The sequence below is a fragment of the Synechococcus sp. JA-3-3Ab genome, assembly GCF_000013205.1.
GTDB lineage: Bacteria > Cyanobacteriota > Cyanobacteriia > Thermostichales > Thermostichaceae > Thermostichus.
Genome location: NC_007775.1, coordinates 1,673,265 through 1,699,856, shown reverse-complemented (window position 1 = coordinate 1,699,856; position 26,592 = coordinate 1,673,265). Strand labels below are relative to the sequence as shown.

General features: G+C 61.0%; 23 protein-coding genes. 11 read left to right on the top strand and 12 right to left on the bottom strand.

Annotated features, from left to right (window positions below; all coding sequences use genetic code 11):
* Nucleotides 1-67: 67 nt before the first annotated feature.
* On the bottom strand, nt 68-2,128 hold the full coding sequence (locus CYA_RS08000) for a PhoX family protein (protein ID WP_011430528.1): 2,061 nt from the start codon (nt 2,126-2,128) through the stop codon (nt 68-70).
* A gap of 243 nt (nt 2,129-2,371) precedes the next feature.
* On the bottom strand, nt 2,372-3,742 hold the full coding sequence (locus CYA_RS07995) for a DUF2079 domain-containing protein (protein ID WP_228375222.1): 1,371 nt from the start codon (nt 3,740-3,742) through the stop codon (nt 2,372-2,374).
* A gap of 369 nt (nt 3,743-4,111) precedes the next feature.
* Here CYA_RS07995 and CYA_RS07990 point away from each other — a divergent pair, with 369 nt between their 5' ends.
* The 4 genes from CYA_RS07990 (at nt 4,112) to fmt (ending at nt 9,302) form a co-directional block, all read left to right on the top strand.
* A complete protein-coding gene (locus CYA_RS07990; protein WP_011430526.1) occupies nt 4,112-5,836 on the top strand; it encodes a 4Fe-4S dicluster domain-containing protein in 1,725 nt (574 codons plus the stop codon).
* 288 nt (nt 5,837-6,124) lie between these two features.
* Nucleotides 6,125-7,525 carry a magnesium transporter gene (gene mgtE / locus CYA_RS07985; protein ID WP_011430525.1) on the top strand — a complete coding sequence of 467 codons (1,401 nt, stop codon included), beginning with the start codon at nt 6,125-6,127 and terminating at the stop codon, nt 7,523-7,525.
* 76 nt (nt 7,526-7,601) lie between these two features.
* Nucleotides 7,602-8,309 carry a hypothetical protein gene (locus CYA_RS13800; protein WP_071813519.1) on the top strand — a complete coding sequence of 236 codons (708 nt, stop codon included), beginning with the start codon at nt 7,602-7,604 and terminating at the stop codon, nt 8,307-8,309.
* A 24-nt stretch (nt 8,310-8,333) separates the two neighbouring features.
* A complete protein-coding gene (gene fmt / locus CYA_RS07975; protein WP_011430523.1) occupies nt 8,334-9,302 on the top strand; it encodes a methionyl-tRNA formyltransferase in 969 nt (322 codons plus the stop codon).
* An 84-nt stretch (nt 9,303-9,386) separates the two neighbouring features.
* Here fmt and radC read toward each other — a convergent pair whose 3' ends face one another.
* The 3 genes from radC to CYA_RS07960 are packed head-to-tail and all read right to left on the bottom strand — an operon-like array spanning nt 9,387 to nt 12,871.
* Entirely contained in the window at nt 9,387-10,118 is a 732-nt protein-coding gene (radC, locus tag CYA_RS07970) for a RadC family protein (protein ID WP_011430522.1), read from the bottom strand.
* A gap of 7 nt (nt 10,119-10,125) precedes the next feature.
* Nucleotides 10,126-11,817 carry an ArnT family glycosyltransferase gene (locus CYA_RS07965; RefSeq protein WP_011430521.1) on the bottom strand — a complete coding sequence of 564 codons (1,692 nt, stop codon included), beginning with the start codon at nt 11,815-11,817 and terminating at the stop codon, nt 10,126-10,128.
* On the bottom strand, nt 11,810-12,871 hold the full coding sequence (locus CYA_RS07960) for a CIA30 family protein (RefSeq protein ID WP_011430520.1): 1,062 nt from the start codon (nt 12,869-12,871) through the stop codon (nt 11,810-11,812). Before CYA_RS07960 ends, CYA_RS07965 begins: the two co-directional genes overlap by 8 nt.
* Before the next feature lie 391 nt (nt 12,872-13,262).
* Here CYA_RS07960 and psbV point away from each other — a divergent pair, with 391 nt between their 5' ends.
* The 4 genes from psbV (at nt 13,263) to CYA_RS07940 (ending at nt 15,778) form a co-directional block, all read left to right on the top strand.
* Nucleotides 13,263-13,799, top strand: coding sequence for a photosystem II cytochrome c-550 (gene psbV, locus CYA_RS07955; protein WP_011430519.1), 537 nt, complete (start codon nt 13,263-13,265; stop codon nt 13,797-13,799).
* Complete coding sequence (psbV2, locus tag CYA_RS07950) at nt 13,799-14,323, top strand: photosystem II cytochrome PsbV2 (protein ID WP_011430518.1); 525 nt, start codon at nt 13,799-13,801, stop codon at nt 14,321-14,323. Before psbV ends, psbV2 begins: the two co-directional genes overlap by 1 nt.
* A 70-nt stretch (nt 14,324-14,393) precedes the next feature.
* Nucleotides 14,394-14,894 carry a hypothetical protein gene (locus tag CYA_RS07945; RefSeq protein ID WP_011430517.1) on the top strand — a complete coding sequence of 167 codons (501 nt, stop codon included), beginning with the start codon at nt 14,394-14,396 and terminating at the stop codon, nt 14,892-14,894.
* Nucleotides 14,882-15,778, top strand: a complete 897-nt coding sequence (locus CYA_RS07940; protein WP_083759164.1) for a sulfatase-like hydrolase/transferase — start codon at nt 14,882-14,884, stop codon at nt 15,776-15,778. Before CYA_RS07945 ends, CYA_RS07940 begins: the two co-directional genes overlap by 13 nt.
* Before the next feature lie 80 nt (nt 15,779-15,858).
* Here the strand turns inward: CYA_RS07940 and CYA_RS07935 are convergent, their stop codons facing one another.
* The 4 genes from CYA_RS07935 to CYA_RS07920 all read right to left on the bottom strand — a co-directional run bounded on the left by CYA_RS07935 (nt 15,859) and on the right by CYA_RS07920 (nt 20,666).
* Nucleotides 15,859-16,995: an AI-2E family transporter gene (locus tag CYA_RS07935; protein ID WP_011430515.1), complete on the bottom strand. Its 1,137-nt coding sequence runs from the start codon at nt 16,993-16,995 to the stop codon at nt 15,859-15,861.
* Nucleotides 16,996-17,016: 21 nt separating this feature from the next.
* Entirely contained in the window at nt 17,017-17,793 is a 777-nt protein-coding gene (fabI, locus tag CYA_RS07930) for an enoyl-ACP reductase FabI (RefSeq protein ID WP_011430514.1), read from the bottom strand.
* Nucleotides 17,794-17,852: 59 nt separating this feature from the next.
* Complete coding sequence (gene aspS / locus CYA_RS07925) at nt 17,853-19,658, bottom strand: aspartate--tRNA ligase (protein WP_011430513.1); 1,806 nt, start codon at nt 19,656-19,658, stop codon at nt 17,853-17,855.
* 72 nt (nt 19,659-19,730) lie between these two features.
* Entirely contained in the window at nt 19,731-20,666 is a 936-nt protein-coding gene (locus CYA_RS07920; protein WP_011430512.1) for a metal ABC transporter solute-binding protein, Zn/Mn family, read from the bottom strand.
* Nucleotides 20,667-20,728: 62 nt separating this feature from the next.
* Between CYA_RS07920 and CYA_RS07915 the strand changes: the two genes are divergently transcribed.
* Together CYA_RS07915 and CYA_RS07910 are read left to right on the top strand one after the other, a co-directional pair.
* The gene (locus CYA_RS07915) at nt 20,729-21,484 is read left to right on the top strand and encodes a metal ABC transporter ATP-binding protein (protein ID WP_011430511.1); all 756 of its coding nucleotides are present in this window, start codon (nt 20,729-20,731) and stop codon (nt 21,482-21,484) included.
* A gap of 15 nt (nt 21,485-21,499) precedes the next feature.
* A complete protein-coding gene (locus CYA_RS07910; RefSeq protein WP_011430510.1) occupies nt 21,500-22,333 on the top strand; it encodes a metal ABC transporter permease in 834 nt (277 codons plus the stop codon).
* Between the two features lie 39 nt (nt 22,334-22,372).
* Here the strand turns inward: CYA_RS07910 and CYA_RS07905 are convergent, their stop codons facing one another.
* From CYA_RS07905 to CYA_RS07895, 3 genes are all read right to left on the bottom strand, one after another.
* Nucleotides 22,373-22,663, bottom strand: a complete 291-nt coding sequence (locus tag CYA_RS07905) for an RNA recognition motif domain-containing protein (RefSeq protein ID WP_011430509.1) — start codon at nt 22,661-22,663, stop codon at nt 22,373-22,375.
* A gap of 194 nt (nt 22,664-22,857) precedes the next feature.
* Complete coding sequence (gene rsmG / locus CYA_RS07900; protein ID WP_011430507.1) at nt 22,858-23,640, bottom strand: 16S rRNA (guanine(527)-N(7))-methyltransferase RsmG; 783 nt, start codon at nt 23,638-23,640, stop codon at nt 22,858-22,860.
* Nucleotides 23,637-24,641, bottom strand: a complete 1,005-nt coding sequence (locus CYA_RS07895; RefSeq protein ID WP_011430506.1) for a hypothetical protein — start codon at nt 24,639-24,641, stop codon at nt 23,637-23,639. The genes rsmG and CYA_RS07895 overlap by 4 nt, the downstream gene beginning before the upstream one ends.
* Nucleotides 24,642-25,015: 374 nt before the next feature.
* Between CYA_RS07895 and guaA the strand changes: the two genes are divergently transcribed.
* Nucleotides 25,016-26,566 (top strand): glutamine-hydrolyzing GMP synthase, encoded by a 1,551-nt coding sequence (gene guaA, locus CYA_RS07890; RefSeq protein WP_099835001.1) that lies wholly within the window; start codon nt 25,016-25,018, stop codon nt 26,564-26,566.
* Nucleotides 26,567-26,592 lie beyond the last annotated feature (26 nt).

The following is a 26,592-nucleotide window of genomic DNA, read 5'->3' as shown; positions in this document are numbered from 1 at the left end:
CGGCAGAGATGAAGGATCCCTGCCGCCTGATTGCGTGATGCGGTTGATAATGAGGATTCAGCGCCGATTAAGTGCCGATGATCCCGCCGTCATTTTTGCCGTCATTTTTGGTGATCACCACCACCGCCGAGCGGGGGTAGAGATTGGGGTCGTAGTCTGGCCAGCGGGAATCGACCTTGCCGGCGGCAAAGTCCTCGTCACTGGTGGTGGAGCCGGGGTGCTGCACGTTGATGAACATGGTGCGCTGATCGGGAGTGGTGACCACACCGGTAATCTCCTGTCCAATCGGCCCTACCAAGAAGCGGCGAATTTCCCCTGTATCCGGATCGGCAGCCAACATTTGGTTATTGCCAAAAGGAGCAAAATCCCCTTGGTTGAGATTGCTTTCGCTGGTGTCGGTCTGGATCCAGAGGCGACGGCTGGCATCGAACCACAGCCCATCGGGAGAGTTGAAGATGTTATCTGCATTGAGGGGTTGACCTGATAGGGTGCGGCTATCTTCAGGCGGCCCGGCCAAGACAAAGAGATCCCACTCAAAGCGGGTGGCTTGAGGCCGGTCGTTGGCTTCCTTCCAGCGGATGATGTGGCCCCACTTGTTTTTGGGACGGGGGTTGGCAGCGTTCACCTGGTCTTGTTCCCGACGGCTGTTGTTGGTCAGGGTGAAGTAGACCATGCGGGTTTGCGGATCCACCGCTCCCCATTCGGGCCGATCCATCTTGGTGGCGCCGACGAAATCCGCCGCCGTGCGGGTGTTCACCAACACGTCCGCCTGGCTGGTGAAGCCATTCTCGGGCGTGAGGCCGTTTTGCCCAAACACCAGCGGGATCCACTCCCCTGTGCCGTCTTCGTTGAACTTGGCCACGTAGAGGGTGCCTTTATCCAACAGGTGGCCACCTGCCGTCTCCTTGCGGTAGGGCTCGGCAGAGACGTACTTGTAGATGTACTCGAAGCGGGCATCGTCCCCCATGTAGAGCACAATCGGCTGCCCTTCCACCGGCGGCTGGAACACCACGCCCTCGTGGGCAAAGCGGCCCAGAGCCGTGCGCTTCTTGGGCGTGCTGCTGGGATCAAAGGGATCGATCTCCACCACCCAGCCGAAGGTGTTGGGCTCGTTGCGGTAGTCCTGGGTGGGATCGGCGCCCGTGGGGGTGGCGTTGAAGCGGATGAACTCGTCGGCTTTGTTGCTGGCCAGCTCCCAGCCGTAGCGGGAGGTCTCGGTGCTCACGCCGTAGCGCTTGTGCTCGCGGGGCAGGTTGGGCTTTTGATCCGGCCCTTTGCTGGTGTTGGTGAAGTAGCCGGCCCAGTTTTCTTCGCAGGTGAGGTAGGTGTTCCAGGGGGTAACGCCGTGGGCGCAGTTGTTCAAGGTGCCCCGCGTCATCGTGCCATCGGGGCTGAACTTGGTCTTGACGAAGTCAGATCCCCGCACAGGCCCGTGGATCTCCATGAGGGTGAGGCCGGTAATGCGGCGGTTGAGGCGATCCCGCACCACAGTCCAGTTGCCGTCCCCCTGCTGCTTGATGTGGACAATGCTCACCCCGTGGGCGTTCAGCTCTTTGAGTACTTGATCGGGATCGCGGCTGCCGTCGGGATTGACCGGATAGTCCTCGTCGTCAAACTTTTGCCCCTTGGCGGCAGCGTGCATGAAGCGCGGCTCCACATACTCGTGGTTGAACACCAACAAGCCCTCATCAGAGCGGCCCTGCCAGGGATCCTTCCCATCAATGGGGAAGAAGTGCATGCCGTCGTGGTGGCTGCCCACCTGCATCCCTTGCTCGGCGCCGGTGTTTTCCAGCTTGAACTGTGGGTAGGTGCCGGTGATGGGGGTACCCCAGGCCAGCAGCGGTCGAGCCGTGTAGCCTTCGGGCACCACCACTTTGTCTTCTGCACTCACGGGGATCGCCTTGAAGCCCAGCAAGGAGCTGCCGCTGGCCGCTTTGGCAGATTTGGAAGCGCCGTTTAGCGCCGGCAGGCCGAAAAAGGTGGCCACTGCCGCCGCAATGCCGCCCTGCAGCACTTGGCGCCGCTGCAGGCGGGTTTCCAGAATGCTGCTGAAGGTAGGGTTGGGCGAATGATTGCACAGAGGCTCGTCCCCATGACGGAGCCGGGGGCCATGCGGATTGCTATTCACTTTGGTTCTCCTCTTCTCTTGTCTTGTCGGTCTTCTAGAAGCTAGATGTTTTACAAAAAACATCTATTCCCCGCGTGACTGTTTTCACGCATAAGGATAGGCACTACAAAACTAGTGGCTCGAAGTTAAGGAGAGACCAAGCCCAGGTTAAGCCTTGCCGATTTGGAGAATTTCTTTAGATCGACGTAACAATTTTTTTTAACGATTTGTTGCGATGAGGCAGGGCATTGCTGCGGCTGCCTGTCAGGATCTTTCTCGTAGCCTGGAGAACAGATACACCCCATCGCGATGGTAGAGAAGTCGAAATGAGGTTTCGTTTTGTAAAGCGGCAATCAGGGTCTGGGAGAACTCTGGGCTGCTGCGCCACCCCGGATGGCGGCTGTTGAGCAAGACATAATCAAAGGGATCCCATTGGTCGGGAGGGGATCCCTTAAAGCGGCTCTCGTCGGTAAAGTAAATAACCCGCCGATGGGTGAGGTGGGGGCTGATCTCATGGGTGGTGAGAACGCCCCCTGAGGTGGCGATCTGGGCAAGGGCCTCACGAGTGGCCTGCCAAGTGTCGAGAGACTGGAGATAGAGGGAGCCGAAAAAGGTATACTTGGCCAAAGCCAAAAAAGCCAGCAAAGACCAGATCAGGGCTGTTTTGTTTACTTTCGCAGAAGAGGCGGGAGGGTTGGTCGTCTTCCCGTTTTCGATAACAGCTAGAAATAGAAAAGGAACAACAGGCAGCGCGTACTGGTGCACCAGGTCCCGATAAGCAGGATTGCTAGAAAGGATATTCAGCCCCAAAGTTGGCAGGGCAGGGATCCAGGGATCCCAGTGGCGCCAAGAGAGGCCCCAAGCCACAGGGATGACTAACAAAAATCCATAGAATAGGGTGTCGAGAGAGAAGACCTTGCCCAGGACTAATGTTGGCTTGAGAACCAAGTTTTGGATAATTTCAGGAACACAACTGCCCAAATAGCTATAGTGAGAAACGGCTGCCGGCTCGCTGCCACTGAAGTGAGGAATAATCCAAAAAGTAGCCACGCCAAACCAAGCCGACCCTGCCGCTATGGCAAGCCAGCCGGCCACTTGGCAGCGCCGTTGCCAGCGCTTGTCAATCCGCCGGCTTTCCCAGATCAAAAGCCAAACTCCCAGGGCAGCGACATTGAGAGACAATGCCGCCTTACAGCCGAGGATGCCGCCTAGGCACAGCAAAAACCCCCACAGCTTGCCAGAGCGAACACAGAGTATAGCGGCCAAAAAAAGGGGAACGGCCAACACTTCTGGATGAAAATCAAAAAGGTTGGCGTTGAAGATGGCTGGGTAGAGAAGATAGGCGGCGGCAATTGTTCTCGCCCTGCCAGAATCAATCTCGGCCTGGAGCGCCAGATGGTAAACGGCCAGCGCTCCCAGCGTTAGTGCCAGAGCTTGGATGCCAAACAGCCAATATACAGAGGGAACAATGCGATACAAGAGACTGAGAGGATACAAGATAAAAGCTGCGTGATCCCCAAGAATGTGGATCCCGCGAATAGTAGAAAAAGGAACCTCGCCACGGCTGATTAAATAAACAGCTTGGTCGAAAATACCGAGATCATACCCTCCCGACTGAAACAAGTGGTGCCGCACAACGCTGCAGCCTAAAAGAACAAAGAAGGCTCCAACCAGCGTTGCCAAGAAAGACTTGGACAGAGGATGTTCCTTCATTGCCGCCTACAACTTGTTTAGCGTAGAATCCAAGCTCTGCCAGCTAGCAGTAAGACCGCAAGCCAGCTCAAAGACAGCCCCTTTTTCTCTGGCAAGAGAGGCTCGAATCCGGCTAGCTGGAAAAATTGCAGGAAGGAGGGATCCCTACCCAAGCAAGGCAAGAGGCTGGGGGTGGGCCCCCGCGGGGAGAACGCCCAAAGCCTTGAGAAGGTCTAAAGTTTTGGGATCTTTCCACTTTTCCTTTCTAGGATACGGGCAGACTCTCCAGAGCCACTGGGTGGGGAATTTTGCATGAGTGACGCCATCCGCTACGACCTGCTTTTGGTGGGGGGGAGCTCCTCCAACCTGATCCTGGCCCATCGCCTTTTGGATCTGGCCAAGCTCTCGGGGCTCAAGCTCTCCATCGCCCTTTTGGAAAAAGCCCGGCAATTCGGCGGGCACATCATCAGTGGTGCCATCTGCAATCCCCAGGTAATCGCCAGGCTTTTCCCGGATTTTGAGAGCCAAGGATTTCCCCACGAGGGGCGGGTGGAGGTGAGCCACCTGAGCATATTGGGATCCCAGGAACGGTGGGACTTGCCAGAGGCAGTGATCCCAAAGGGGTTGCGCAAACAGGGGCAGCTCATCCTCACCCTCAGCCATGTCATTCGCTGGCTAGCCGAAACCCTACAAGAAAAGGCTAAAGGGATCCCCAACGTCACCCTGGACGTATTCCCTGGCTTTGCCGCCCATGAGATCCTCTATGAGGGGGAGCGAGTCATTGGGGTGCGGGTGAGCGACTCCGGCCAGGTTTATGAAGACTGTGTCTTTGCCGAGCTCACTTGTTTTGGCGACAAGGGGTTTATCTCTAAGGACCTGATCGAAAGATTTCACCTGCGCCCCCGCCCGCAACTGTGGTCAGTGGGGGTCAAGGAGCTGTGGCAGATTCCTGGCTCACTGCAGGGGCAGGTGTGGCATACCCTGGGCTACCCGGTTTTGGATGGCAGCTTCAGCGGCGGCTTTGTCTACGGCCTCAAAGATAACCGCCTGGCCCTGGGCTTGATCATCGGCCTCGACAGCAAAAACCCCAACCTCAACCCGCAGCAGCGCCTGCAGGAGTTCAAGGCCCACCCCTGGATCCAGTCCCTCATTGCCGGCGGCAAGTTGCTCAAATATGGGGCTGCCGTCATTCCTGAGGGGGGCTACTACAGCTTGCCCAGCCGCTTTGGCGTCGAAGGGGCTTTGCTTTTGGGCGATGCCCTGGGGGTGCTGGATGTGGGCAGCCTGGCCGGGATCAACAACGCCATGGAGACCGGCTACCTAGCAGCGGGCCTCATTCACGACGGCTTCTTGAAAGGAGATCTGCGGATCCAAGAGGCCTACCAAAAGGCGGTGATGGAGAGCTCCGTTGGCCAAGATCTCTACCGTAGCCGCTACTTCCGGGAGGCCTTTTTGGAAAACTCCCGTCTGCTGGAAGCGTACCTGCCCCAGATCTGCCGCAGCGTGGATGCCGGCCACCCTTGGCTGGGATCCCTGCGCTGGGGCCTCCAGGATCCCGTGCGTCGCGGCAGGGAACTCCTGCGTGCCTATACCCTGCTGACGGGACGGGTCAGCGCCAGCGAGCCACCCCCACGGGGATATGTGGCCCCCCATGCCGCCATCCAGGCGGACTTTGTGGCCCCCAGCGTTGTGGATCCCGAAACATTGACCACGCGAGCGGGCTATTTCTCGCGATCCGATGCCGTCTTTTTTGCGGATCCCCGCTACCCCGAAGGCAACCGGCACATCCTCGAGTTCAGCGCCGAGATCTGCCGCCAGTGCATTGCCACCTACGACAAGCTCAACCGCCCCACCCCCTGCGTGGCCGATTGCACCGCGGAAGTCCACCACATCCGCGAGCAAAACGGCATCCGCTCCCACGCCATGGCTTTGGAAAACTGCATCCAGTGCCGCACCTGCGAGATCGTCTGCCCCCACTTAAACCTGCGGGTTAACCCCAGCTACGAGGGATCCGGCCCCGACTTTTATGGGCTCTAGCCGAGCTGTGGCCAGCGAAATAGGGGCTCAGCCTTGCTGGCATTATTGACGTTCTCTCCAGGGCCCCCCGTAGACGGGGGGTTGGGGAGGACGCCATAACCCCAACTACTGGGCCAAGCCGAGATACTTGCGTCGGATATTGCTCGAACCAATACCGTGGATCGAAATCCGCAGGCGCTCGTGACATCATCATAAAGTCGAGATAAGGCGGCTTATCCCCAGGGCTAAAGTCCGGGGCTTGCGCCGCCCGACCTTTGGTTACAGCTAGAGTTGCAGGGAGCAAGGCCGTTGAATTCCGCCCCGCTGATCCCACCCGCCCCCAGTCCTGAGTTGAGCCGCGAGCAATCTTGTGAGCTCTTGCGCGGCCAGCTCAGCTTGGCCTTAAAGGAAAACAACTTGGAACAGGCCAAATCTCTCCTGCTGCCGGTGCAGCCGGTGGACATTGCCGAGGTCATTGGGGAGTTGCCGGAGGCGCAGCAGGCTCTGGCCTTTCGCTTGCTGCCCAAGGATCTGGCTATCCGCGTTTACGAACACCTGGACATAGAGCTGCAACAGACGCTGCTGCGCGAGTTCAGAAGCCAAGAGATCCAGGACATCCTGGACAAGATGTCGCCGGACGACCGGGCCCGCCTCTTCGACGAACTGCCGGCCAAGGTGGTTGCCGAACTGCTGCCGCAGCTCAGCCCCGAAGAGCGGGAAGCCACAGCCTTGCTGCTGGGCTATGCCCCCAACACCGCGGGGCGGATCATGACTCCGGAATACATTTCCCTGCGAGAGAACCTGACCGCAGCCGAGGCGCTGGAGCGGGTGCGCCTCTTGGCCCGCGAAACCGAGACCATCTACTACCTCTACGTCACCGACCAAGAGCGACACCTGACGGGAACCCTGTCCTTGCGGGAGTTGGTGATGGCCGACCCGGCCCAGCGGCTGGAGGAGGTGATGAACCGGGAGGTGGTGTTTGTCAGCACCCACACCGACCAAGAAGAAGTGGCGCGGGTCATCCAGCGGTACGACCTGTTGGCGGTGCCGGTGGTGGATGCCGAGCGGCGACTGGTGGGGATCGTTACGGTAGATGATGTACTGGACATCCTGGAGCAAGAGGCCACCGAAGACATCTACTCCTTGGGGGGGTTGCAGTCTGGAGAAGAGGACTATTTCGACCTCAGCTTTTGGCAGGCGGCCCGCAAGCGGGTGGTGTGGCTGCTGATTTTGCTGTTTACCAACACCTTTACCAGCACGATTATTGCCGGTCAGGAAGAAGTCTTAAGCCAGGTGATTGCCCTGGCGGCTTTTATCCCCCTGTTGGTGGATAGCGGCGGCAACGTCGGCTCCCAGTCTTCGACGGTGGTGATTCGCGGCCTGAGCACGGCGACGGTGCGCCTCAAGGACGGGTTTGGGGTGCTGGCCCGGGAAGCGGCGGTGGGAGCCATGCTGGGGATCATGCTCAGCTTGATCACCATCGGCTGGGCCTATGCCCTGCAGCGGGATCTCTTGGTGGCGATCAGCGTCGGGCTGAGCCTATTTGGGATTTCTGTTCTCTCTTCGGTGTCGGGGGCGGGGCTGCCCTTTTTGTTCCGCTCCTTCGGCTTCGATCCCGCTTTGATGGCTACCTCCTTCATCACCACGATTGTGGATGTGCTAGGGGTGTTGATCTACTTCTCCGTTGCCCGCTTAATCCTGGGAATCTAGCCCCGGCTGGCAACCCCTCCAAGCCCTTGCCGAACTTGGGCTAGGTTGGATCTGGTCTTGTTGCGGATCCCTGCCGATGTCTGACCATTCTGTGGAGGTCCAGGCGGCTCTCCCGGAGATCGTGGCTCGCTTGCAAGCAGCCCTGGGATCCCAGGGGCTGGGACATCTGCAGGTGCAGGCGCGTCTTTCCGGACACCGCCTGTTGCTGCGCCTGGAAGGGGATCCCCTCCCGGATGCGGATCGGCTGCTGCAGGGCCTCTTGCCAACCCTAGAGGAAATAGCGTTGAGCTACCGGCAGCGCCAGGTGGAGCTGTTTGGCTTTCCCCCCAACGAAGGGATCCCGGAGTGGCACCGCGAGTGGCGCTACCAGCCGCCGCCCAACCCCAACAGCCCCTTGTATCGCGCCCAACGCGGGGATGGAGAAGCCATCCAGTATGTGCTCGACTACCTGCTGCGCCCGCAGGGGATCCAGGCCCGCGTCCATCTGCACCCCAAGCTGGGCCTCTTACAGGTGAACTTGCAGGCAGCGGAAGTTCCGGATCCGGCTTGGGCCAAGGACTTTGTGCGGCGGGCCTTGACCCGTCTGGAATGGACCTTTGTGCAGCGGCTGCGGCTTTCCGGGCAAAAGCTGGGCTCCTTCTTGCCGGCCTGGAGCCAAGAGTTCGATCTCAAACAGCCCGCCTTTTGGCAGGCTTCCCCGACCAGGCTTTCTCCCTTTCCTTCTCCAGCAGCCGACGCCGCCGAGGGCGAGCCCTCTCCACCTTCCCCGGCCGCTCTAGACTAAAGGGCAGGGCTCAGGGGGTCGGCCATGCGGGTTGTTTTCTTTGGCACGCCGGAGTTTGCTCTGCCCTCACTGCAGATCTTGTTGCAGCCGCAGTCTCCCTTTGAAGTGGTGGGATTGGTCTGCCAGCCGGATCGGCCGCAGGGGCGAGGACAGAAGGTGCTCCCCCCGCCCACCAAGATCCTCGCCCAAGCCCACGGGATCCCGGTGTGGCAGCCTGGCCGGCTGCGGCGGGATCCAGAGGTGCTGGCGGCGCTAGAGGCGCTGGCTGCCGATGTGTTTGTGGTGGTGGCCTACGGCCAGATCTTGCCGCCGGCGGTGCTGCAGATGCCCAAGCTGGGCTGCATCAATGTCCACGCTTCCCTCCTGCCGGCCTATCGCGGCGCCGCCCCCATCCAGTGGGCCATTGCCAACGGCGAGACCGAGACCGGCGTCACCACCATGCTCATGGACGAAGGCATGGATACGGGGGCCATCTTGCTGCAGGCCAAGCTGCCCATCGAGCCGGAGCAGACCGGCTTGGAGCTGGCCTCCCAACTGGCCCAACGGGGGGCAGAGCTGCTGGTGGAAACCCTGGTGAAACTGGAAAAAGGAGAGCTGACCCCCATTCCCCAGGATGACTCGCGGGCAACCTATGCCCCCCTGCTTAAAAAACAGGACTTCCAGCTCGACTGGCAGCGCCCGGCCCAGGCCTTGCACAACCAAATCCGCGCCTTTTCCCCGGACTGTTTTACCGGCTTGCAGGGGCAGCGGATTAAGATTGTCCGCTCCGCCGCTCCCCAGTTGCACCCGCCACCTGCCGAGCTTCCCCCGGGCAGCCCCGGAGAAGTGGTGGGACTGGCCAGGGGAGAAGGGGTGTATGTGGCCACAGGGGAGGGATCCCTCCTCATCCGGCGGGCCCAACTGCCCGGCAGGAAGGAACAGTCGGCCTGTGATCTGGTCAACGGCGGCCAACTCAGGGTGGGCATGCGCTTTGAGGTGCTGCCGGATCCCTAGCCCCGGCCCCCCTCTTGTCCCCCCGCCTGCGGGGGGATGTAGGGGGGCGGGGGTGGTCGCGTTAGCGGCGCGGAGCGCTTGGAACTACTCGGGCTGGGGAAATTCCTCCCACAGGCGGGTGTGTTGGCGCAGGCTGAGGAACTGCCCGCCGCCGAGGATGAGGTGATCCAAAACCGGGATCTGCAGCAGTTGCCCCGCCTGCAAGAGTTGCCGGGTGAGAGCAAGATCTTCCGGGCTGGGATCCAAGCTGCCGGAGGGGTGGTTGTGGGCCACCAGGATGCGGCTGGCCCCTTGCCTAATGGCGCTGCGGAAGGTTTCCCGCGGGTGGGTGAGGGTTTCCGTGGCGGTTCCCCGGGTTACGATCTGCTGGCCGATGAGGCGGTGTTTGATGTCCAGGTGCAGGACGGCAAAATGCTCCTGGGGCTCCCACATCAGGTCGCCGCTTAGGGCCATGGCCGCCTGTTCCGGCGATTCAATCACCGTCCGCTCGGGGGGTCGGGCCAAAAAGATCCGCCGCCCCAGCTCGATGGCGGCCAACACTGTTGCTGCTTTGGCTGGGCCAATGCCCTCAATTTGCAGCAGCTCTCCGGCTTCCACCTGGCGCAGTTGGGCCAGGGGATCCCCTTGGGCTTCCAATGTTTTCAAGAGCAACTGGGCCAGGCCCACAGCCGAGAGCTTGCCCGGCCCCTGGCCGGTATTGAGCAAAATGGCCAGCAGCTCGGCGTGGGAGAGGCTTTTGGCCCCTTGGCTGAGCAGCCGCTCGCGCGGGCGATCCTGAAGGGGAAGGTCGCTGATCCGCAACACGTACTGGCCCATATCTTCCCTAGGTTTTCTTCAACAGCCAAAAGGGGCTGCGGCGCTCCACGGCCTGCCAAGCTGCCGCTGGGATCCCTGGCTCCGTTAGCTCAGCTACAAAGGGATCCCAGGTCACCAGATAGTCGGGCACCTGGCCTTGGGCTTGCCAGGCAGCCAGCTCCTCCAGCTTGGCGGCATAGGGCACCCGCAGCGGACCATAAAAATAGGGTACAAACGAGCGGAGCCCGTAGAGGCCAACCCTTCCCGAAAGAGCCGGTTCTGGGCCGGCAAACTGGCGGAAAAAGTAGACGGATCCCCCCTGGGTATGCTGCAACACCCTTGGGAAGATGCAGCTCCAGGCCAACTGGGCGCTGAGTCCAGTGGCCAAGAGCAAGATGGCCCATCCCCGAACGCTCTGCCGCGCCCTGATCCAGGCCAGTCCCCCCAGCACCAGGAGCAAAGCAGGGCCATAGGTGAAGAAGGGCCATTCCACCTCGGCCTGTAGGTATCCCAGGGCCAAACGGCCGGTTAGGCTGTCGGGGATCCCCAAGGCGGCCCCCACTTGGGCCCGCAAAGCCGGATCCTGGGATCCCAGCCACGGCAATAGCAGCCACAGGGCCAGCCAACCCAGGCCGCTGAGCAGGATCCAGGCAGTTTCCCCAAAGCTGGGCCCCCTTTTCTCGGCAACCAGGCCTTGCAGGCGCAGGGCGGCAAAGTAGGCGCCGATGGGGTAAAGCAGCGAGGTGTAGTGGATCAACTTGGTTTGCACCAGGAGCGAAAACAGGGCCAGCACCACCCCAAAGGCCACCAAGAGCAGGCGTTCTGCCCGCTGAGTTAAATCCGCAGCCGCCGAGTCAATACTCCTGGGGATCCTCTCCAGGATCCCGGCCAGGGCCAAAGCCCCCCAGGGAAAGCACCCCCAGGCAAAGGCCAAAAGATGCAGGTAGACCGGGCCCGGATGGCCGCTGGGGGTACTCACCAGACCCCACTGGTAGTGCCAAAACGCCGCCAGCCACTGCAGCCCCCGCGCTGTCACTTCCAGCACCAGCCAGGCCAGGGGAACAGCCGCCGCCAGGCCCAAAAAGATCACCATCTCCCCCCACCCCATTGGCGGATCCCGCTGCCAGAGCTTGTAGAGGATCCAGATGGCTAGCGGCAACACCAGCCCCACCGGCCCCTTGGCCAACACCGCCAGGCCCAAAGCCAGCGCGCCCAGAGCTCTCCACCCCTGACCGGAGCGCCCGGCCCGACGCGCCTCCTCAGCAGCCCAAAGGGATCCCAGCCCCACGCCCATACCCAAATTCAGCAGCGGGTCGATGAGGCCGGTTTTGTAGAAAAACAGGGGCAGGTAGCCCGTCAGGAGCAGGATCCCCCAGAGGCAGCCAAACCCCGCCCCGCGCAGCCGCCCTCCCCACGCCACCAAAAGGGCTACGGTGATCCCGCCAACCCAGGCATTGGGCAGCCGCGCCGCCCCTTCGTTGACCCCCAGGGCCGCCATCGCCAGGGCCTGCAGCCAAAAAAAGAGGGGGGGCTTTTCGAAAAAAGGCTCGCCGTTAATTTGCAAAGCCAGGGGATCGCCGCTGGCCAGCATCTGCCGCGCCAAGCTGGCGTAAATGAGCTCGTCCCAGTCAAACAGGTAAGGGATCCCCTGGCCCGCCCACAGCCATAGGCCGGCCAAAAGCCCCAGGGATCCCTTGAGGCGGCCCAGAAGCTTAGCCATGGACAGCTTCTAGAGGCACCACCCGGCCCACACTCTCGGGCGAGTGCAATAGCCGCAGCAACTGGGCTGCCAGAGCGGATCCCTCGATCTCTGCAGGAATCTCCACCCCACACCAGCGGCTGGAGCTCTCCCGCAAGGCCGCCACCCAATCGGGAGTTAGGGATCCCCGCGCCACCCCCATCAGTTGCGGCAGCGGATCGCGGCGGTAGAGCCCGATCCAGCGCAGGCCCAGTTGGAAGGGCCCAGGCCGAAAGCGGGGGTTGGGGCTGCCGTCCGCCTCAAACTTGCTCAGCATCAGTTGCAGGGAATAGATCTGGCGGGTATTCAAAGGGGGAGCAGCAACCCGGCGGGCGCGAAAGGTAGGCACCATCTCGGCAAAAGGCACCTGGACGGTCTGCTCTTCCCCTGGGGTGGTGTCGAAGGCATAGCCGTAGGCCGGGCTGTCCCAACCCCCTTGATCCCGCAGCAGAACCTTGTAGCGCTGCCCATCCCCCCGCAGCCGCAGCTCCAGGCCGGCAAACCCCGACACATCCAAGGGAGGCTGCCAGTTGCGGGTGCGCGTGGAAACAAAGCCGCCGAAGTTGGCCGTGGAAACCTGCCCCGTAAACAGCAGCTCGCCCTCGCCCCAGAGCAGTTGGCTTTGGCTCACCCCGCCCATCACCACATCGTCTAGGATGCCCCAGAACTGGTTCACCTGGGGGTCAGGCCGGCGAAAGTCAAAGAGCATCTGTTCCGTCTGGCCGCTGCGGCGCAGCCGCTCCAGGTGGGCCTTAGCTTCCTCCCGGTTCTCCAGACCCAGGATGACCCTGGCTGTCACCTCATCCCCTCTCTCCTGGACTTCCGCCCCCTGCTGTTGCAGCGCCTCCGCCAGCCCCACTGGTAGGCCATCGCCCAAGAAGATCACGGGAAGAGGAGCTGAAGTCGCCAGGGAAGGAGGCATGAAGTCAACCGCTGCTGCTTGGAACCCATTCTGAACCCAGCGCCATAGGTCGGCAAAGGGCAGCGCTTCGTAGTAGGTCAGCGTGTTCCAAAACCGCCCCAGGTCCCAAGGCATTGCCTACCCACTTAGAGAACGCACGCAGGAGAGATGCTTACAGGATAGCCCCAGCCAGGGGATCCCTGGCAATTGAACCGCCTTTGAGGACTCCTCAACCCTATCTGTCCCAACCTCTGCTGTCCTCTCCAGGAGGAAAGAGATCCCTTCTCCGAGTTTGCTTTTGTGTATCGCATTGCCGATCTCGGCAGGGTGGGGGCAATAACCCGACCGTTGAAGGGGCCCTGAATTCGCAATCAAACTTAACACCAAGGTCGAAGAGAACGCCTTGCAAAACGGATCCCGGATCCCATCTGCAAATGATCTCGCAATGGTCTATTCTTGATCCTGTTGTCGGGTTTGTCGCTGGAGCAGAGCTGACCCCTTTTCTAAGATCGAACTACGGAGAACCATGTTTAGCAAATTTTTTTCTCTTCAGAAAGCGTTCGCGGCGGCGCGTCGTCGGTTACTGATCCTGATCTTGGTTTTGGGGATGGCCGGGTATGCCTGGGGGCCGGCCTTGGCGGCCAGGCAGATTCCTCCTGTAGCCTTGTCGCCAACCGAGTCCATCACTTTCACGGAAGCGCAACTGGCCAGAGGAAAGCAGTTATTCAACAGGGCCTGTGCCCAGTGTCATGTGGGTGGACAGACCTATCCCAATCCGGATGTTACCTTGAAGCTCTCGGATCTGGAGGGGGCAACACCTCCCCGCGATAATGTGTTGGCGATCGTGGACTACATCAAGAACCCGGTCACCTATGACGGGGTAGAGTCCCTGGTGGAATATCATCCCAACACCCAGCTTCTAAGTGAGTATCCTCGCCTGCGCAACCTCACCGATGAGGATCTGAAGTTAATTGCCGGCTACATCCTAGTGCAGGCTAAGACCGTGCCCGGCTGGGGCGGCACCAAGAGCGAATCCCACAGTGACCTTTCGGCCTATCTCTGATGCCTGGGCAAACTCAAGGGGCAAAGCGGTGGCGGGTCCCGGGCCGTGGCTGGAGGTGGGCCGGGATCCTGCTTCTGGTATGGCTAGGGCTAGCTAGCCCAGCAGCAGGCCGCATTGATCCTTACGTGAGCCACTATCTGCGAACCACTGAGCCGATAGAGCTGCCCTGGGATGCGGAAGGGCACATGCTCACCTTTACTCCAGAGCAACTTACCGACGGGAAAAATCGCTTTCAGTCCGCCTGTCTGAACTGCCACGTGGGTGGCTCTACCCTACCGGCCCCCAACATTTCCCTGTCGCTCAAGGACTTGCGCGGCGCCACCCCACCCCGCGACACCATTCAAGCCTTGGTGGAGTACCAACGGGATCCCCGCAGCTACGATGGCACCGAGGTTAGCTATGGCTGCCGCCCCGTGCCCCCCTCCTGGATGGATGATGAAGCGCTGCGCAACCTGGCTGCCTTTATCCTCAGGGCGGCTCAAGTGGCTCCGGGCTGGGGATCCAACGCAATCGGAGGTGGCTGAGGAGTCGGGGTTTCCTCCGCCGCTCCTTGCAGGGGTGGTGGTAGCCTGGTGAAGAGGGAAGGTGGCGGCCATGCTCCAGAATATCCGCTCCATACTCCTGGGCCTGTGGATACTGACCCTGCTCGTTTTCCTTGTCCAAAACTGGGGATCTGCGGCAGCCGTAGTCGTAGCCGGGCAAGCTGGCGCTGCGATTCCTTTGTCGCTGACGCTCTTGACGGCCTATGGGGTAGGAGTGGGCTTGGGGTTTCTGTATGTGGGCGCTTGGCGGCTGCACGACCGGGTATTCCAGCGACAGGCAATCCGCAAGTTAAACCAGCTCATCGAGCGAGTGCGCTTTTTGGAAGCGCAGATGATTCCCCCCGACCACTATTTGCCTCAGGATCTGCCGGATCCCCAGGCAGGCCGCTATTCCTACTCCAATATCCCGCCGGAACGCATTCGCGACCCGGCTCCTAAATCTGCCAATCCTGAGGAAGAACTTGAGGAGGAAGACGACGCGGCCACAGCCCCCAACTGGCGGATCGTCCGACGGCCCTATTCTGCCCAGGAGGAAGAGGAATGGGACTCTTGAACTGGTGGCGATCTTCTGCGGCTCCCTCGTCTGAGTCCGACCCTCGACCGGAACCCCAGGGACAGAATAACTATCTGCTGATCGTTCTCGACAGTTGCCGTTTCGACAGCCTGCTGGCCGCCAACCCCAAGCATCTGCTCAAGCTGGGATCCCTGGAAAAGCGCTGGAGCTACGCTTCCTGGACGGCTCCCGCCCACTACAACCTGCTCATGGGCCTGCTGCCCCACACCAGCCCCACCCAGGTTTTCGCGTCTGAACACTACAAGCAGGAATATTTGCGCTACAACGAGCGCCTCGGTACCCGGCAGCCGATCGAGTTCAAGCATCTGCTGCCCCACCTCTATTTGCCGACGCTACTGAAGCACCAACTGGGCTACACCACCCACGCCATGGTCTCCCTGCCGGTGCTCAACCCCAGCACCCTGCTCAACCGCGACTTCGATTCCTACCGCCTCATGCCGCGCCACAACGACATGGCAGCCATGGTGGAGCAGTTGCGCTTTGATCCGGATCGCCCCAGCTTTTACCTGTTGAATGTGGGCGAAACTCACTATCCCTACGCCCTGCCCGATGAGGATCCCAGCCTGTGGCCCCGCATCTCTGGGGTGAATGGCGTGTTAAAGCGCCTGGATGAAGGGGAAGAGGCCGGGATCCCCTTTTTCAGCGCCGCCCAGTTGGAGGAGCTGCGCCAGCGGCAGATCGAGGCGGTGCGCTACCTAGATGGGGTTTTTGAACAATTGTTCGATCTGGTTCCCAAAAACACCTACATCACCGTTACCGCCGACCACGGCGAATTGTTCGGGGAAGGGGGCTATTTTGGCCATGGCCCCATCCACCACGAAAAGGTGCTGGAGGTGCCTTTTATCGAGGGAAAAATTCGCTGAGGCCCTCACCCCCGGCCCCTCTCCCAAAGGGAGAGGGGAGATACGGATTCGGGTTCGGCTCCGCTTGGAACGTCAGCACGCTAAACCTGTTGGGTCTCCGGTTTGGGCAAGGTGGGATCCCGGCGAGTTTCTCTGCGACTTTCGCCCAGAGAGGTCACTCTCGTGGTCGAGTCCAAGCCCTCTTCGGCGGCCAAGTCGGCGGAACGCGCGATCTCGTAGAGGCTTTTCACCACACTGGTTAGGGGAATCGCGACGATGACGCCCAGGATGCCCCCCAGTTGCGCCCCCACCAACAGGGCGATCAAGATCCACACCGGGTTGAGGCCGATCAGTTCCCCCATCAGGCGGGGGGCGATGACCCGATCCTTAACCTGCTGCACAATTAGGGAGACCAGCACCACCTTGAGGCTGAGCCAGATATCCTGAAAGGCCAGCAGCACCGCTGCCGCGCCGATGCCAATAAAGCCCCCCACCAGTGGGATCACCTCCAGCAGGCCGATCAACAGGCCAAACAAAAGCCCGAAGGGCACGCGCAAAAACCCAAAAATTGGCACCAGCATCAGGGCCATGATGAACCCCAACACCAACTGGCTGATGAGAAAGTTCTGGAAACTCAGAGCCAGGGCTTCGCCGATGCGCGGTCCCCAGGGCTTGGGGAAGAGGCTGAGCAACCCCTGCCAGAACTGCCCCCCGTAGAGCAGCATGTAGAGGGCCAGCACCAACACCAACACCAGATCGATCACCTGATTGAAGGTGCCCAGGAGGATGTCCAGGGATTGGCCGGCAATTTTTTCGGCGCTGGCCTGCAGGCGGTTGAGGAGGGTGTTCACCAGCTCTGTCTGGCCGAGGTTGATGTTGCGCTCTGCCGCCCACAGGCTGATTTGATCCAGCCAGCTTTGTAAGGTATCCACCCACTCCGGGATCCGCGCCCCCAACTGCACCACCTGCTTGGCCAGGATGGGCACCACAGCGATCCCCACCAAGGCCAGCAGCACCACCGACAGGGCAAAAACCAGGGTGACTGCCAAACCGCGGCTTACCCGATAGCGCCGCAGCACCTGCACCGGATAGTTGAGCAAAAAAGCCAGCACCGCCGCCGTCAGGATGGTGGTGAGCAGATGGCCAAACAGCCGGCCCACCTGTAGGGCCAGCCAGCCGCTGATGACGATCAAAATCCAGGTGAGCAGCAGCCGCTGCAAAGGCGAGAAGCGATTCATGCCAGGGGGATCCCCAAGAGCCTAAAAACCCAGGATGCTATATCCACTATCCACATAGATCACCTGGCCGGTAATGCCGCTGGCCAGGTCGCTGGCCAGAAAAGCTGCCACATTGCCCACCTCGAGCTGGGTGATATTGCGCCGCAGCGGAGCTTTCTCCTCGACCGCGTGCAGCATGGCATGGAAATCAGCAATGGCCGAAGAAGCCAAGGTGCGAATGGGTCCAGCGGAGATGGCATTCACCCGGATCCCGGCGGGGCCCAGCTCGGCCGCCAGGTAGCGAACGCAGGTTTCCAGGCCCGCTTTGGTGACAGCGGCCATGTTGTAGTTGGGCACCACCCGCACCCCCCCCAAATAGGTGAGGGTGAGGATGCTGCTGCCGGATCTCAAGAGAGGCTTGGCGGCCCGGCAGAGGGCAATCAGGGAGTAGGTGCTCACATCCATGGCCAGGGCAAACCCTTCCCGCGAGATATCGCTAAAGTTGCCGCTCAGCTCTTCTTTTTTGACGAAAGCCAGGCAGTGAACCAAGATATCGACCTGACCCCATTTCTGGGCTATTGCCTGAAACAGCTCGTCAATCTGCTGGTCGCTTTGCACGTCGCAAGGGAGGAGAAAATCCGGCTGCAGGGGCTCGGTGAGCTGCTGGACTTTGGTCTTGAAGCGATCCCGCTCGTCCGGCAGATAGGTAACCCCCAACGTCGCCCCCGCTTTGTGCAGTTGCTGGGCAATGCCCCAGGCGATGGAGCGCTCGTTGGCAATGCCGGTTACCAAGGCTTTTTTTCCGGTCAGGTCTAGCATACGGAAAGGTGGGGTAGGTTCTTCTCTATCCTTCCACAGTCCGGAACAGGGGATCCTGTTCAGCCGGGCTGATAGGTGGAGGCCACGTGCAGTTCTTTGAGCTGCTTGGCCTCGACGCCGGAAGGGGCACCGGTGAGCAAACACCTGGCCTGCTGGGTTTTGGGAAAGGCGATGACATCGCGGATGGAATCTTCCCCCGCCAAGAGCATCACCAGCCGGTCTAGGCCATAGGCGATGCCGCCGTGGGGCGGGGTGCCGTACTCGAAGGCTTCCAGCAAAAAGCCAAACTTGTCCCGCGCCTGCTCAGGGGTAAGGCCAATGGTCTGGAAAACCTGCTCCTGGATCTCGCGCTGGTAGATGCGCAGGGATCCCCCGCCCACTTCCACGCCGTTCCAGACCAGGTCGTAGGCCTGGGCCCGCGCCGTTTTCAGGTCGGCCAAGTCGTCGGGGTGGGGGGCGGTAAAGGGGTGGTGCAGGGCTTCCAGGCGGTTTTCCTCGGCATTGAATTCAAACAGGGGAAAATCGGTGATCCAGAGGAGATTCAAGGCGTTCTCCGGGATCAAGCCCAGCTCCTGGCCCAGGTGCAGCCGCAGGCGGCCCAGCGACTCGTTGACCACGGCAGCCGGCCCTGCTCCAAACAGCAGCAGATCCCCCGGCTTGGCGTTGGTAAGCTGCAGCAACTGCTGTTCCTGCTCGGGGCTGAGGCTTTCTTTGAGGGCGCCGATGGTGTCGAGGCTGCCGGGCCGCACCCGGATGAAGGCCAGGCCACCCGCCCCGTACTGGGTGACCAGCTTGAACAGATCCCCGCCCGGCTTGATGCGGGTGTTGGAGATCTTTTCGTCGCCGCCCGGCACCGGCAGAACTTTGATCACACCGCCCTCTTGCAAGGCCTTGGCGAAGACCTTGAAGCCGGATCCCTGAAACAGCGGCGAAACATCCACCAATTCCAGCCCAAAGCGGGTGTCGGGCTTGTCGGAGCCGTAGCGGGCCATGGCCTCGGCATAGGTCAGCCGCGGGAAAGGGCGGGGCAGGTCGATGCCTTTGACGGTTTTGAAGATATGGCAGAGGAGCCGCTCGTTGAGTTCCAGGATCGCCTCCTGATCCATAAAGCTCATCTCCATGTCCAGCTGGGTAAACTCCGGCTGGCGATCCGCCCGCAGATCCTCATCCCGAAAGCAGCGGGCAATTTGGTAGTAGCGATCCACGCCGGCCACCATCAGCAACTGCTTAAAAAGCTGGGGCGACTGCGGCAGGGCAAACCACTCCCCGGGGTTGACGCGGCTCGGCACCAGGTAATCTCTGGCACCTTCGGGGGTAGAGCGGGTGAGGATGGGGGTTTCCACCTCGATAAAGCCTTCTTCGTCCTCCAGGAAGCGGCGGATGGCCTTGATGACCTGGTGACGCAGCTGCAGGTTGCGGGACAGGCGCTCTCGCCTCAAGTCCAAGTAGCGGTAGCGCAGGCGGATCTCCTCCCGCACCTCTTCCCCTTCCTCCCCCGAGACGCTGAAGGGAAGCTGCTTGCCCACCCGGCTGAGAATTTCCAACTCTTCCGCGTAGACCTCCACCTCGCCGGTGGCCAGGCGGGGATTAAAGGAGTCACTAGGTCTTTGGTGAACCGTTCCCGTTACCCGCACCACATATTCGCTGCGCACCTGCCCCGCCAGCTCGTAGGAGAGGGGGGTTTTCTGGGGATCGGCCACCAGTTGCACGATGCCGGAGCGATCCCGCAGATCCAAGAAGATCACACCGCCGTGGTCGCGGCGGCGGTCGATCCAGCCGTAGAGGGTGACGGTCTGGCCGATGTGGGCCGGGCGCACTTGGCCACAGTAGAGGGAACGAGGCGGGCGACGGATGGCAGCAGGCATGGACGCGGTGAGATAACGAGGGTCTGAGCCCCTATCATACAAAACTCAGCCCCACCGTCTCGATGCTGCCCCTCAAGGACAGTCAGGGGATCCGCCCAAGGCCGCCACGATGGTGCAGGTGTTGAGGCGCATCATGGCGACGTAGGTTTCGGCGCCGCTGCCTGCTTCCCCCAAAGAGTCCGAGTACAGTTCCTGTTCGGCTACCTGCACCCCGGCTTCGGCGGCCACCGTCTGGATGAGAGCGGGGTTAAGGGTGGTCTCGGCAAAGACCGCCGGCACCCCCAGGGCGCGGATCTCCTCCACCAACTGGGCCACCGTCTGGGCGCTGGGCTGTTCCTCGGTGCTGATCCCCAGGAGGGATCCCCCCATCTTCAGGCCGTAGGCTTGGGTGTAGTAGGCAAAGGCATCGTGGGTGGTCACCAGAACCCGGTTGGCGGGGGGAATGGTCGGAATCTGTTCCCCGATCCAGGTGTGGAGCTCCTCCAGCTCCGCCCGATAGGCGGCGGCATTGGCCTGGAAAAAAGCGGCTTCGTTGGGGACTTGCTCCGTCAGCTCCTGGGCAATGTGCTCCACCATGAGGATGACGTTTTCCACATTGCCCCACACGTGGGGATCCGGCGTCGGGATCCCGTCTTCATCGGCGACGATGGGCTCAAGGATCTCGGCCAGGGCAACCCGCCGCGCTCCTTGGGCCGTGGCCTCGATAAGACGAATTAACCCCGGCTCCAGGTTGTAGCCGTTGTAAAACACCAGATCCGCTTGCTCCAGGGCCGCGGCATCGGCCGGCGTCGGCTCATAGACGTGGGGATCCACGCCCGGCTGCAGCAGGCTGCTGAGCTGGATGCGATCCTGCCCCACCTGCCCTACCCAATCGGCAATCAAGGTGGTGGTGACCACGACGCGGGGACGCGCCACAGCCAAGCCAGCCAGGGACAGCCAACCCCCGATCACCAGGCCAAATCCCACCGCCAAGCGGCGCCCAGCAAAAAACAAAGCTTTTATTTTCATAATCGTTTCATGATTCATGTACCCCCCTAGGTTACACTGGTCTTGATGAAAATGAAAGGAAAATGAAAAAACCAGCGGTTTCTCTCCCGCTTCGTCCGGCCTCCCTGGTGGTGCGGGATCTGACGGTGCGCTACGGCAAGTTGCTGGCGTTGGAGAGGATCGGCGCCGAGATCCGGCCGGGGCGCATCACGGGCATCCTGGGGCCCAACGGGGCCGGCAAGAGTACATTGCTCAAGGCGCTGTTGGGGTTGGTGCCCAAAGAGGGGGGCGAGGTGCGCTACGGCGGCCAGGTGCTGCGGGGGGAGCAAGTGGCCTATGTGCCGCAGCGGTCGGCCATCGACTGGAGCTTTCCGGCCACGGTGTGGGATGTGGTGCTGATGGGACAGGTAAGAGCTGCCGGCTGGTTGCGCCGCATCGGGCCAGAAGGTCGGGAGCGGGCCGCGCAAGCCCTGGAGCGGGTGGGGATGGGAGCCTATCGGGATCGGCCCATTGGTCGGCTATCAGGGGGACAGCAGCAGCGGGTGTTTTTGGCGCGGGCTCTAGCGCAGGAAGCGGAGATCTACGCCCTGGACGAGCCGCTGGCCGGGATCGACCAGCCCAGCGAGGCCATTGTGTTTCAGGTGTTGCGGGAGCTGGCCGACGCCGGCCATATCGTGATGGTGGTGCACCACGACCTGGGGCAGGCGCTGGCCTACTTTGACGAGGTGCTGCTCCTCAACCGCGTGCTGATTGCCCAGGGATCCCCGCAGCAGGTGTTGCAGCCGCAGGTGTTGCAGCGGGCCTATGGCCGTATCCTGCCCTTGGACTCGGCTGCCTAGGGGGTGAGAGGTGGTATGGAAGGGCTCTGGCACACCCTGGCGGATCCCTTGCGCTTTGCCTTCATGCAGCGGGCCCTGTTGGTGGCCGTGGCCATCGGCATGCTCTGCGCCGTGGTGGGCAGCTATCTGCTGGTGCAAAGCTTGGCCCTGCTGGGAGATGCCCTCAGCCATTCGCTGCTGCCGGGCCTGGCCATTGCCTACATGCTGGGCCTAAACCTTTTTGTCGGCGCCTTCGTGGCGGGGTTGCTGAGCGCTCTGCTCATCCAGTGGATCCGCTCCGCCACTCCCCTCAAGCCCGATGCGGCCATGGGGATCGTCTTTTCTGCTTTCTTTGCTTTGGGGATCCTGTTGATCACCCTGATCCAACGGCGGGCCCGCATCGATCTCAACCACTTCCTCTTCGGCAACCTGCTGGGGGTAAGTGCTGCCGACGTGTTGACGGTGGTGGGCATCACCGCTCTGGTGCTGGGATTGGTGGCCCTCTTTTTTAAAGAGCTGACTTTTTACAGTTTCGATCCCCTGGGAGCCAAGGCAGCCGGCCTGCCCACCGAGGGACTGGGCTGGGGGCTGATGGCGCTCACCTCCCTAACTTTGGTGGCCAGCATGAAGGCGGTGGGGGTGCTGCTGGTGCTGGCCATGCTCATCACGCCGGCAGCAACAGCCTACCTGTTGGTGCCTCGCCTGCAGCAGGTGATGCTGCTGGGATCCCTGTTTGGCGTCAGCGCTAGCTTGCTGGGGATGTACGCCAGCTACTACCTCAACGTCGCTTCTGGCCCGGCTATTGTCCTGGTGGCCTCCACCTGGTTTGGCTTGGCCTTTCTGGCCAAAGTCATCTTCGGCCAAAGCTAAAGGCCGGGGAGAGGGATCCCCGGCCCAGAGCCTATCGGATTAGAAGCGGGAAGAACGGCTATCCCGCCTGCCGCCGCCTGCGCCGGCCTGACGCGGCATGGCCTTGTTAACCCTCAGATCCCGGCCCATCCAGGTGGCGCCATCCAACTCATCGATGGCTTTTTGCTCGTCGGCCTCGTTTTCCAGTTCCACAAAAGCAAAGCCGCGCTTGCGGCCCGTCTCCCGATCCACCGGCAGCTTGATTTGCTTGACGGTGCCGTACTCGGAAAACACAAGCCGTAGGTCTTCTTCACTGGCCTTGAAGGACAGATTGCCCACAAAAATGGTCATAACGTAGCGAACTCCGAACCTTAACCTTTAGCGCTCAGTTCGGAAGCTCACCTGGTTAGACCATTGGCTCAATCCGAACCTGATGCCATCCACATCTTAGTCTCCCCGACGGCATTTGCAAACTACCTGTCCAAGATCTTTCTCCAGGAATGTGCAGAAGCTTTTTTGAACTAGGAAATTAAGGATCCCAACTTTTAGCGGCGCTTGTCCTGTCCCAGAGGTTGGCGTTTGGGAATGCCGGGAGGACGGGGATAGCAAGCTGGTGTAGGGGCGACTTTCTCCAACAGCAGGCAATGCCGCATCCCGTGGCTGTGGGGGGTAGTGAAGGCTTCGACATGGATCAGCTTCCCCCCCAAAAGAGAAAGGGCCCGCTTCAGGGTTTGGGCTTCTGCCTCGGTCCAATGGCCGCGGTAGAGAATGGCGCGTCCCCCCACCTTGAGCAGGGGCAGGCAATACTCGGCGCAGATCTCCGCCGCTGCCACGGCTCTGGCCAAGGCCAGATCGTAGCTGCCGCGTTCCTGCGGGTCTTGCCCCCAGATCTCTGCCCGTTGGGCCACCGCCCGCGCCTGGGCGAGGGAAAGCTGCTGCAAAACTTCTTGCACAAAGGCGATCTTGCGTTGGCTGCTGTCTAGGAGGGTGAAGTGGGCCTGGGGCAGGGCGATCTGGGCCGGGATCCCTGGAAACCCTGCCCCGGTGCCGATGTCGATCCCGCGCCAGGGCTGAGCTTGGATTTCATCCCAGGATCCCAGCAGGCGCAGGCCCCGCAGCGAGTCCCACAGGTGTTTCTCCCAAAAATCGATGGGATCGGTGATGCGGGTGAGGTTTTGGGTGCGGTTTCCGGCCATCACCAGGGAATAGAGCTGTTGCAGTTGCTGCTGCTGCGGCTCAGAAGGCTGCCAGCCCAGATCCACCAGCCAGCTTGACCACAGGGCCTCCAGTTCTGGGGGCTCAGAAGCAGGCGGGTCAGCCTTCTTCATCCCAGGGATCGCAGCCATGGCAATCCCAGTTTTAAGCCGGCGGGGATGGCTTTGTCGGCCCAGCCCTTGAGCTCTTCGGCCAAGCCCTGCAAAGAGCGATCGGCCCCCAGCAGCTCCTGGTTCAGGCAAACCAACTCCTGCAAATCCAGCTCCTGACAGTGGATCCCCTCTTCCACCAGCAGGTTAATCGGCTGTGGCTGGGCCTGGAAGGATTGACGGGAGGCCAACTCCAGCTCCACATCCAGAAGCACCTGCTCCAGTCGCTCCACCTGCTCTTGCATCTGCGCCAGCAGGGCTGCCAACTGTTGGCAGTAGTGGTGAACCCGCTGGGCATAGACCTTGAGCGGCAAGGTCAGCGGCAACAGCGATTCAGAGAGCACCTGGATCAGGTGCTGGGCTTCCAGCTCTTCCAGTTGTAGGTCTTGCCAAATGGCCTGATAGAGGCGCAGCGAATGGCGGCAGCTTTCCAGGCGCCGGTAGCAGGGCTGTAACACCGAGGCTCGCAGCTCCTGCAGATAATCCCTCCACAGCTGCCCCACCTCCACGATCCAGTGGGAGCGAAGAAAACTCCACCCCTGAGCCAACAGCCAACTCATCACCAGGCCCGCCAATAACTGGTTTTTTTGTCGTAACAGGAAAGGCGAAAGCTGCTCTCCCCAGATGGCCAGACCCAGCCAGAGCAGGGCGGCCAAAGCCAAGTGGGGCAAGCTGATCATCTCGGCCAAAAGCTGGGCAGAGCAGCGCTGGCGCAGCATCCAGACCATCCCAGCGCCCAAGCTGTAGAGTCCTCCCCCCAACAGCGGGATCACCACCAGCCATAGGGGTTGCCCTCTCCCCAAGTGCAGCAACGACCCACCCTCGCTCAGCGCATCCCAACTGAGCAAGTACAAGGCCAACAAAGCCAAAACCACACCCCACCCTTGCTGCCGCTTGAGACGGCGAGCCAGCAGACGACGGCGACGACGAAGATACGTTTGAAAGGACTCAGCAACAACGGACATAAAACGATGGCACTGCGGATCTTTGCCAGTATCTCCACCGGTCTGGATGGCTTCTTTTTTCGATCATAAGTCTTGCCTTTACCTGGTCATCTGGGTTCCCCGTTGCGATGGTTGCTGGGAATCATTGCCTAGCCAGTGAGCGGTTTTTTAGCGAAAACTCTCTTCCCACCCGATAGGGACTCTCCAGGACAGGCAACTGCAAGCAAGCGCCTCCATCCCTGTTACGATGGAAGAGCCCTTAATGTTTCTTATCCACAGCCGAGTTAGTCGCTAGGCCCGGCTTTCTCATTCTGCACTTGCGAGGTTTTGTGAACTCTTCTACCTCTCCCCTCCCTCCCGGCCTTTTTCCTTCCTCCCTCAAGGTGCAGCGCCAGATGATTGTTATTCTCGATTTTGGATCCCAGTACTCTGAGCTCATTGCCCGGCGTATTCGCGAAACCCACGTCTATTCGGAAATCCTTTCCTACCGCACCACTGCCGAGCAACTGCGGCAACTGCGGCCCCAGGGCATCATCCTCTCCGGCGGCCCCAACTCGGTCTATGAGCCGGGCGCTCCCGCTTGTGACCTGGAGATCTGGAACTTGGGGATCCCCATCCTGGGCGTGTGCTACGGTATGCAGCTTATGGTGCAGCAGTTGGGGGGCAAGGTGGAGCCGGCCCAGAAGGGGGAATACGGCCGTGCCGCCCTGCACATTTTGGATCCCACCGATCTGCTCACCAACCTGCCAGAAAGCAGCATCATGTGGATGAGCCACGGAGACTCGGTGACCGAGTTGCCCCCGGGCTTTCATTCGCTGGCTTACACTGACAACACCCCCTTTGCCGCCATTGCCGATCCGGCGCGCCGTCTCTACGGGGTGCAATTTCACCCAGAGGTGGCCCACTCGGAGGCCGGTACCTTTCTCATTCGCAATTTTGTCTATCACATCTGCGGCTGCGAGCCCACCTGGACAACGGAAGCTTTTCTGGAGGAGGCCATTCGGGAAGTCCGTGCCCGCGTGGGCGACAAGAGGGTGCTGTTGGCCCTTTCGGGGGGGGTGGACAGCTCTACTTTGGCTTTTCTGCTACACAAGGCCATTGGGGATCAGCTCACCTGCGTGTTCATCGACCAGGGGTTCATGCGCAAAGATGAGCCGCAGCGGCTGCTGCGCCTTTTCCAAGAGCAATTTCACATCCCTGTCCACTACGTGGACGGACAAGAGCGCTTTCTCCGCCAGTTGCAGGGGGTCACCGATCCCGAGGAGAAGCGCAAACGCATCGGGGCAGAGTTTATTCGCGTGTTTGAGGAGGAGTCGCAGCGGCTGGGCCCCTTCGAGTACCTGGCCCAGGGCACCCTTTACCCCGATGTGATCGAGTCGGCCAACACCAATGTGGATCCGGTTACCGGAGAGCGCATTGCCGTCAAGATCAAAAGCCACCACAACGTCGGCGGCTTGCCGGAGAATCTGCGCTTTAAGCTGGTAGAACCTCTGCGCAAGCTCTTCAAAGATGAGGTACGGCAACTGGCCCGTTCGTTGGGCTTGCCGGAAGAAATTGTTGGCCGCCATCCTTTCCCGGGGCCGGGCCTGGCCATCCGCATTGTGGGCGAGGTCACCAAAGAGCGGCTGGAGATCCTGCGCGAGGCCGACATGATTGTCCGCCAGGAGATCAACCGCTCCGGCTACTATCCCAAGCTGTGGCAAGCCTTTGCCGTGTTGCTGCCGGAAGTGCGCTCGGTGGGGGTGATGGGGGATAAGCGCACCTATGCCTGCCCGGTGGTGGTGCGACTGGTCACCAGCGAAGACGGCATGACGGCGGACTGGGCTAGGGTGCCCTACGACCTCTTGGCCACCATCTCCAACCGCATCGTCAACGAGGTGCCGGGCGTCAACCGCGTAGTCTACGACATCACCTCCAAGCCCCCCGGCACCATCGAGTGGGAGTGATGCTGGTCGGGCGGGATCCCTTGCCT

What these genes read in the sequence shown, in the direction of transcription:
- CYA_RS07990 (WP_011430526.1), top strand. Translation starts at nt 4,112, where the DNA reads ATGAGTGACGCCATCCGCTACGACCTGCTTTTGGTGGGGGGGAGCTCC.
- CYA_RS13800 (WP_071813519.1), top strand. Translation starts at nt 7,602, where the DNA reads ATGTCTGACCATTCTGTGGAGGTCCAGGCGGCTCTCCCGGAGATCGTG.
- fmt (WP_011430523.1), top strand. Translation starts at nt 8,334, where the DNA reads ATGCGGGTTGTTTTCTTTGGCACGCCGGAGTTTGCTCTGCCCTCACTG.
- radC (WP_011430522.1), bottom strand. Translation starts at nt 10,118, where the DNA reads ATGGGCCAGTACGTGTTGCGGATCAGCGACCTTCCCCTTCAGGATCGC.
- CYA_RS07965 (WP_011430521.1), bottom strand. Translation starts at nt 11,817, where the DNA reads ATGGCTAAGCTTCTGGGCCGCCTCAAGGGATCCCTGGGGCTTTTGGCC.
- CYA_RS07960 (WP_011430520.1), bottom strand. Translation starts at nt 12,871, where the DNA reads ATGCCTTGGGACCTGGGGCGGTTTTGGAACACGCTGACCTACTACGAA.
- psbV (WP_011430519.1), top strand. Translation starts at nt 13,263, where the DNA reads ATGTTTAGCAAATTTTTTTCTCTTCAGAAAGCGTTCGCGGCGGCGCGT.
- psbV2 (WP_011430518.1), top strand. Translation starts at nt 13,799, where the DNA reads ATGCCTGGGCAAACTCAAGGGGCAAAGCGGTGGCGGGTCCCGGGCCGT.
- CYA_RS07945 (WP_011430517.1), top strand. Translation starts at nt 14,394, where the DNA reads ATGCTCCAGAATATCCGCTCCATACTCCTGGGCCTGTGGATACTGACC.
- CYA_RS07940 (WP_083759164.1), top strand. Translation starts at nt 14,882, where the DNA reads ATGGGACTCTTGAACTGGTGGCGATCTTCTGCGGCTCCCTCGTCTGAG.
- CYA_RS07935 (WP_011430515.1), bottom strand. Translation starts at nt 16,995, where the DNA reads ATGAATCGCTTCTCGCCTTTGCAGCGGCTGCTGCTCACCTGGATTTTG.
- fabI (WP_011430514.1), bottom strand. Translation starts at nt 17,793, where the DNA reads ATGCTAGACCTGACCGGAAAAAAAGCCTTGGTAACCGGCATTGCCAAC.
- aspS (WP_011430513.1), bottom strand. Translation starts at nt 19,658, where the DNA reads ATGCCTGCTGCCATCCGTCGCCCGCCTCGTTCCCTCTACTGTGGCCAA.
- CYA_RS07920 (WP_011430512.1), bottom strand. Translation starts at nt 20,666, where the DNA reads ATGAAAATAAAAGCTTTGTTTTTTGCTGGGCGCCGCTTGGCGGTGGGA.
- CYA_RS07915 (WP_011430511.1), top strand. Translation starts at nt 20,729, where the DNA reads ATGAAAAAACCAGCGGTTTCTCTCCCGCTTCGTCCGGCCTCCCTGGTG.
- CYA_RS07910 (WP_011430510.1), top strand. Translation starts at nt 21,500, where the DNA reads ATGGAAGGGCTCTGGCACACCCTGGCGGATCCCTTGCGCTTTGCCTTC.
- CYA_RS07905 (WP_011430509.1), bottom strand. Translation starts at nt 22,663, where the DNA reads ATGACCATTTTTGTGGGCAATCTGTCCTTCAAGGCCAGTGAAGAAGAC.
- rsmG (WP_011430507.1), bottom strand. Translation starts at nt 23,640, where the DNA reads ATGAAGAAGGCTGACCCGCCTGCTTCTGAGCCCCCAGAACTGGAGGCC.
- CYA_RS07895 (WP_011430506.1), bottom strand. Translation starts at nt 24,641, where the DNA reads ATGTCCGTTGTTGCTGAGTCCTTTCAAACGTATCTTCGTCGTCGCCGT.
- guaA (WP_099835001.1), top strand. Translation starts at nt 25,016, where the DNA reads ATGATTGTTATTCTCGATTTTGGATCCCAGTACTCTGAGCTCATTGCC.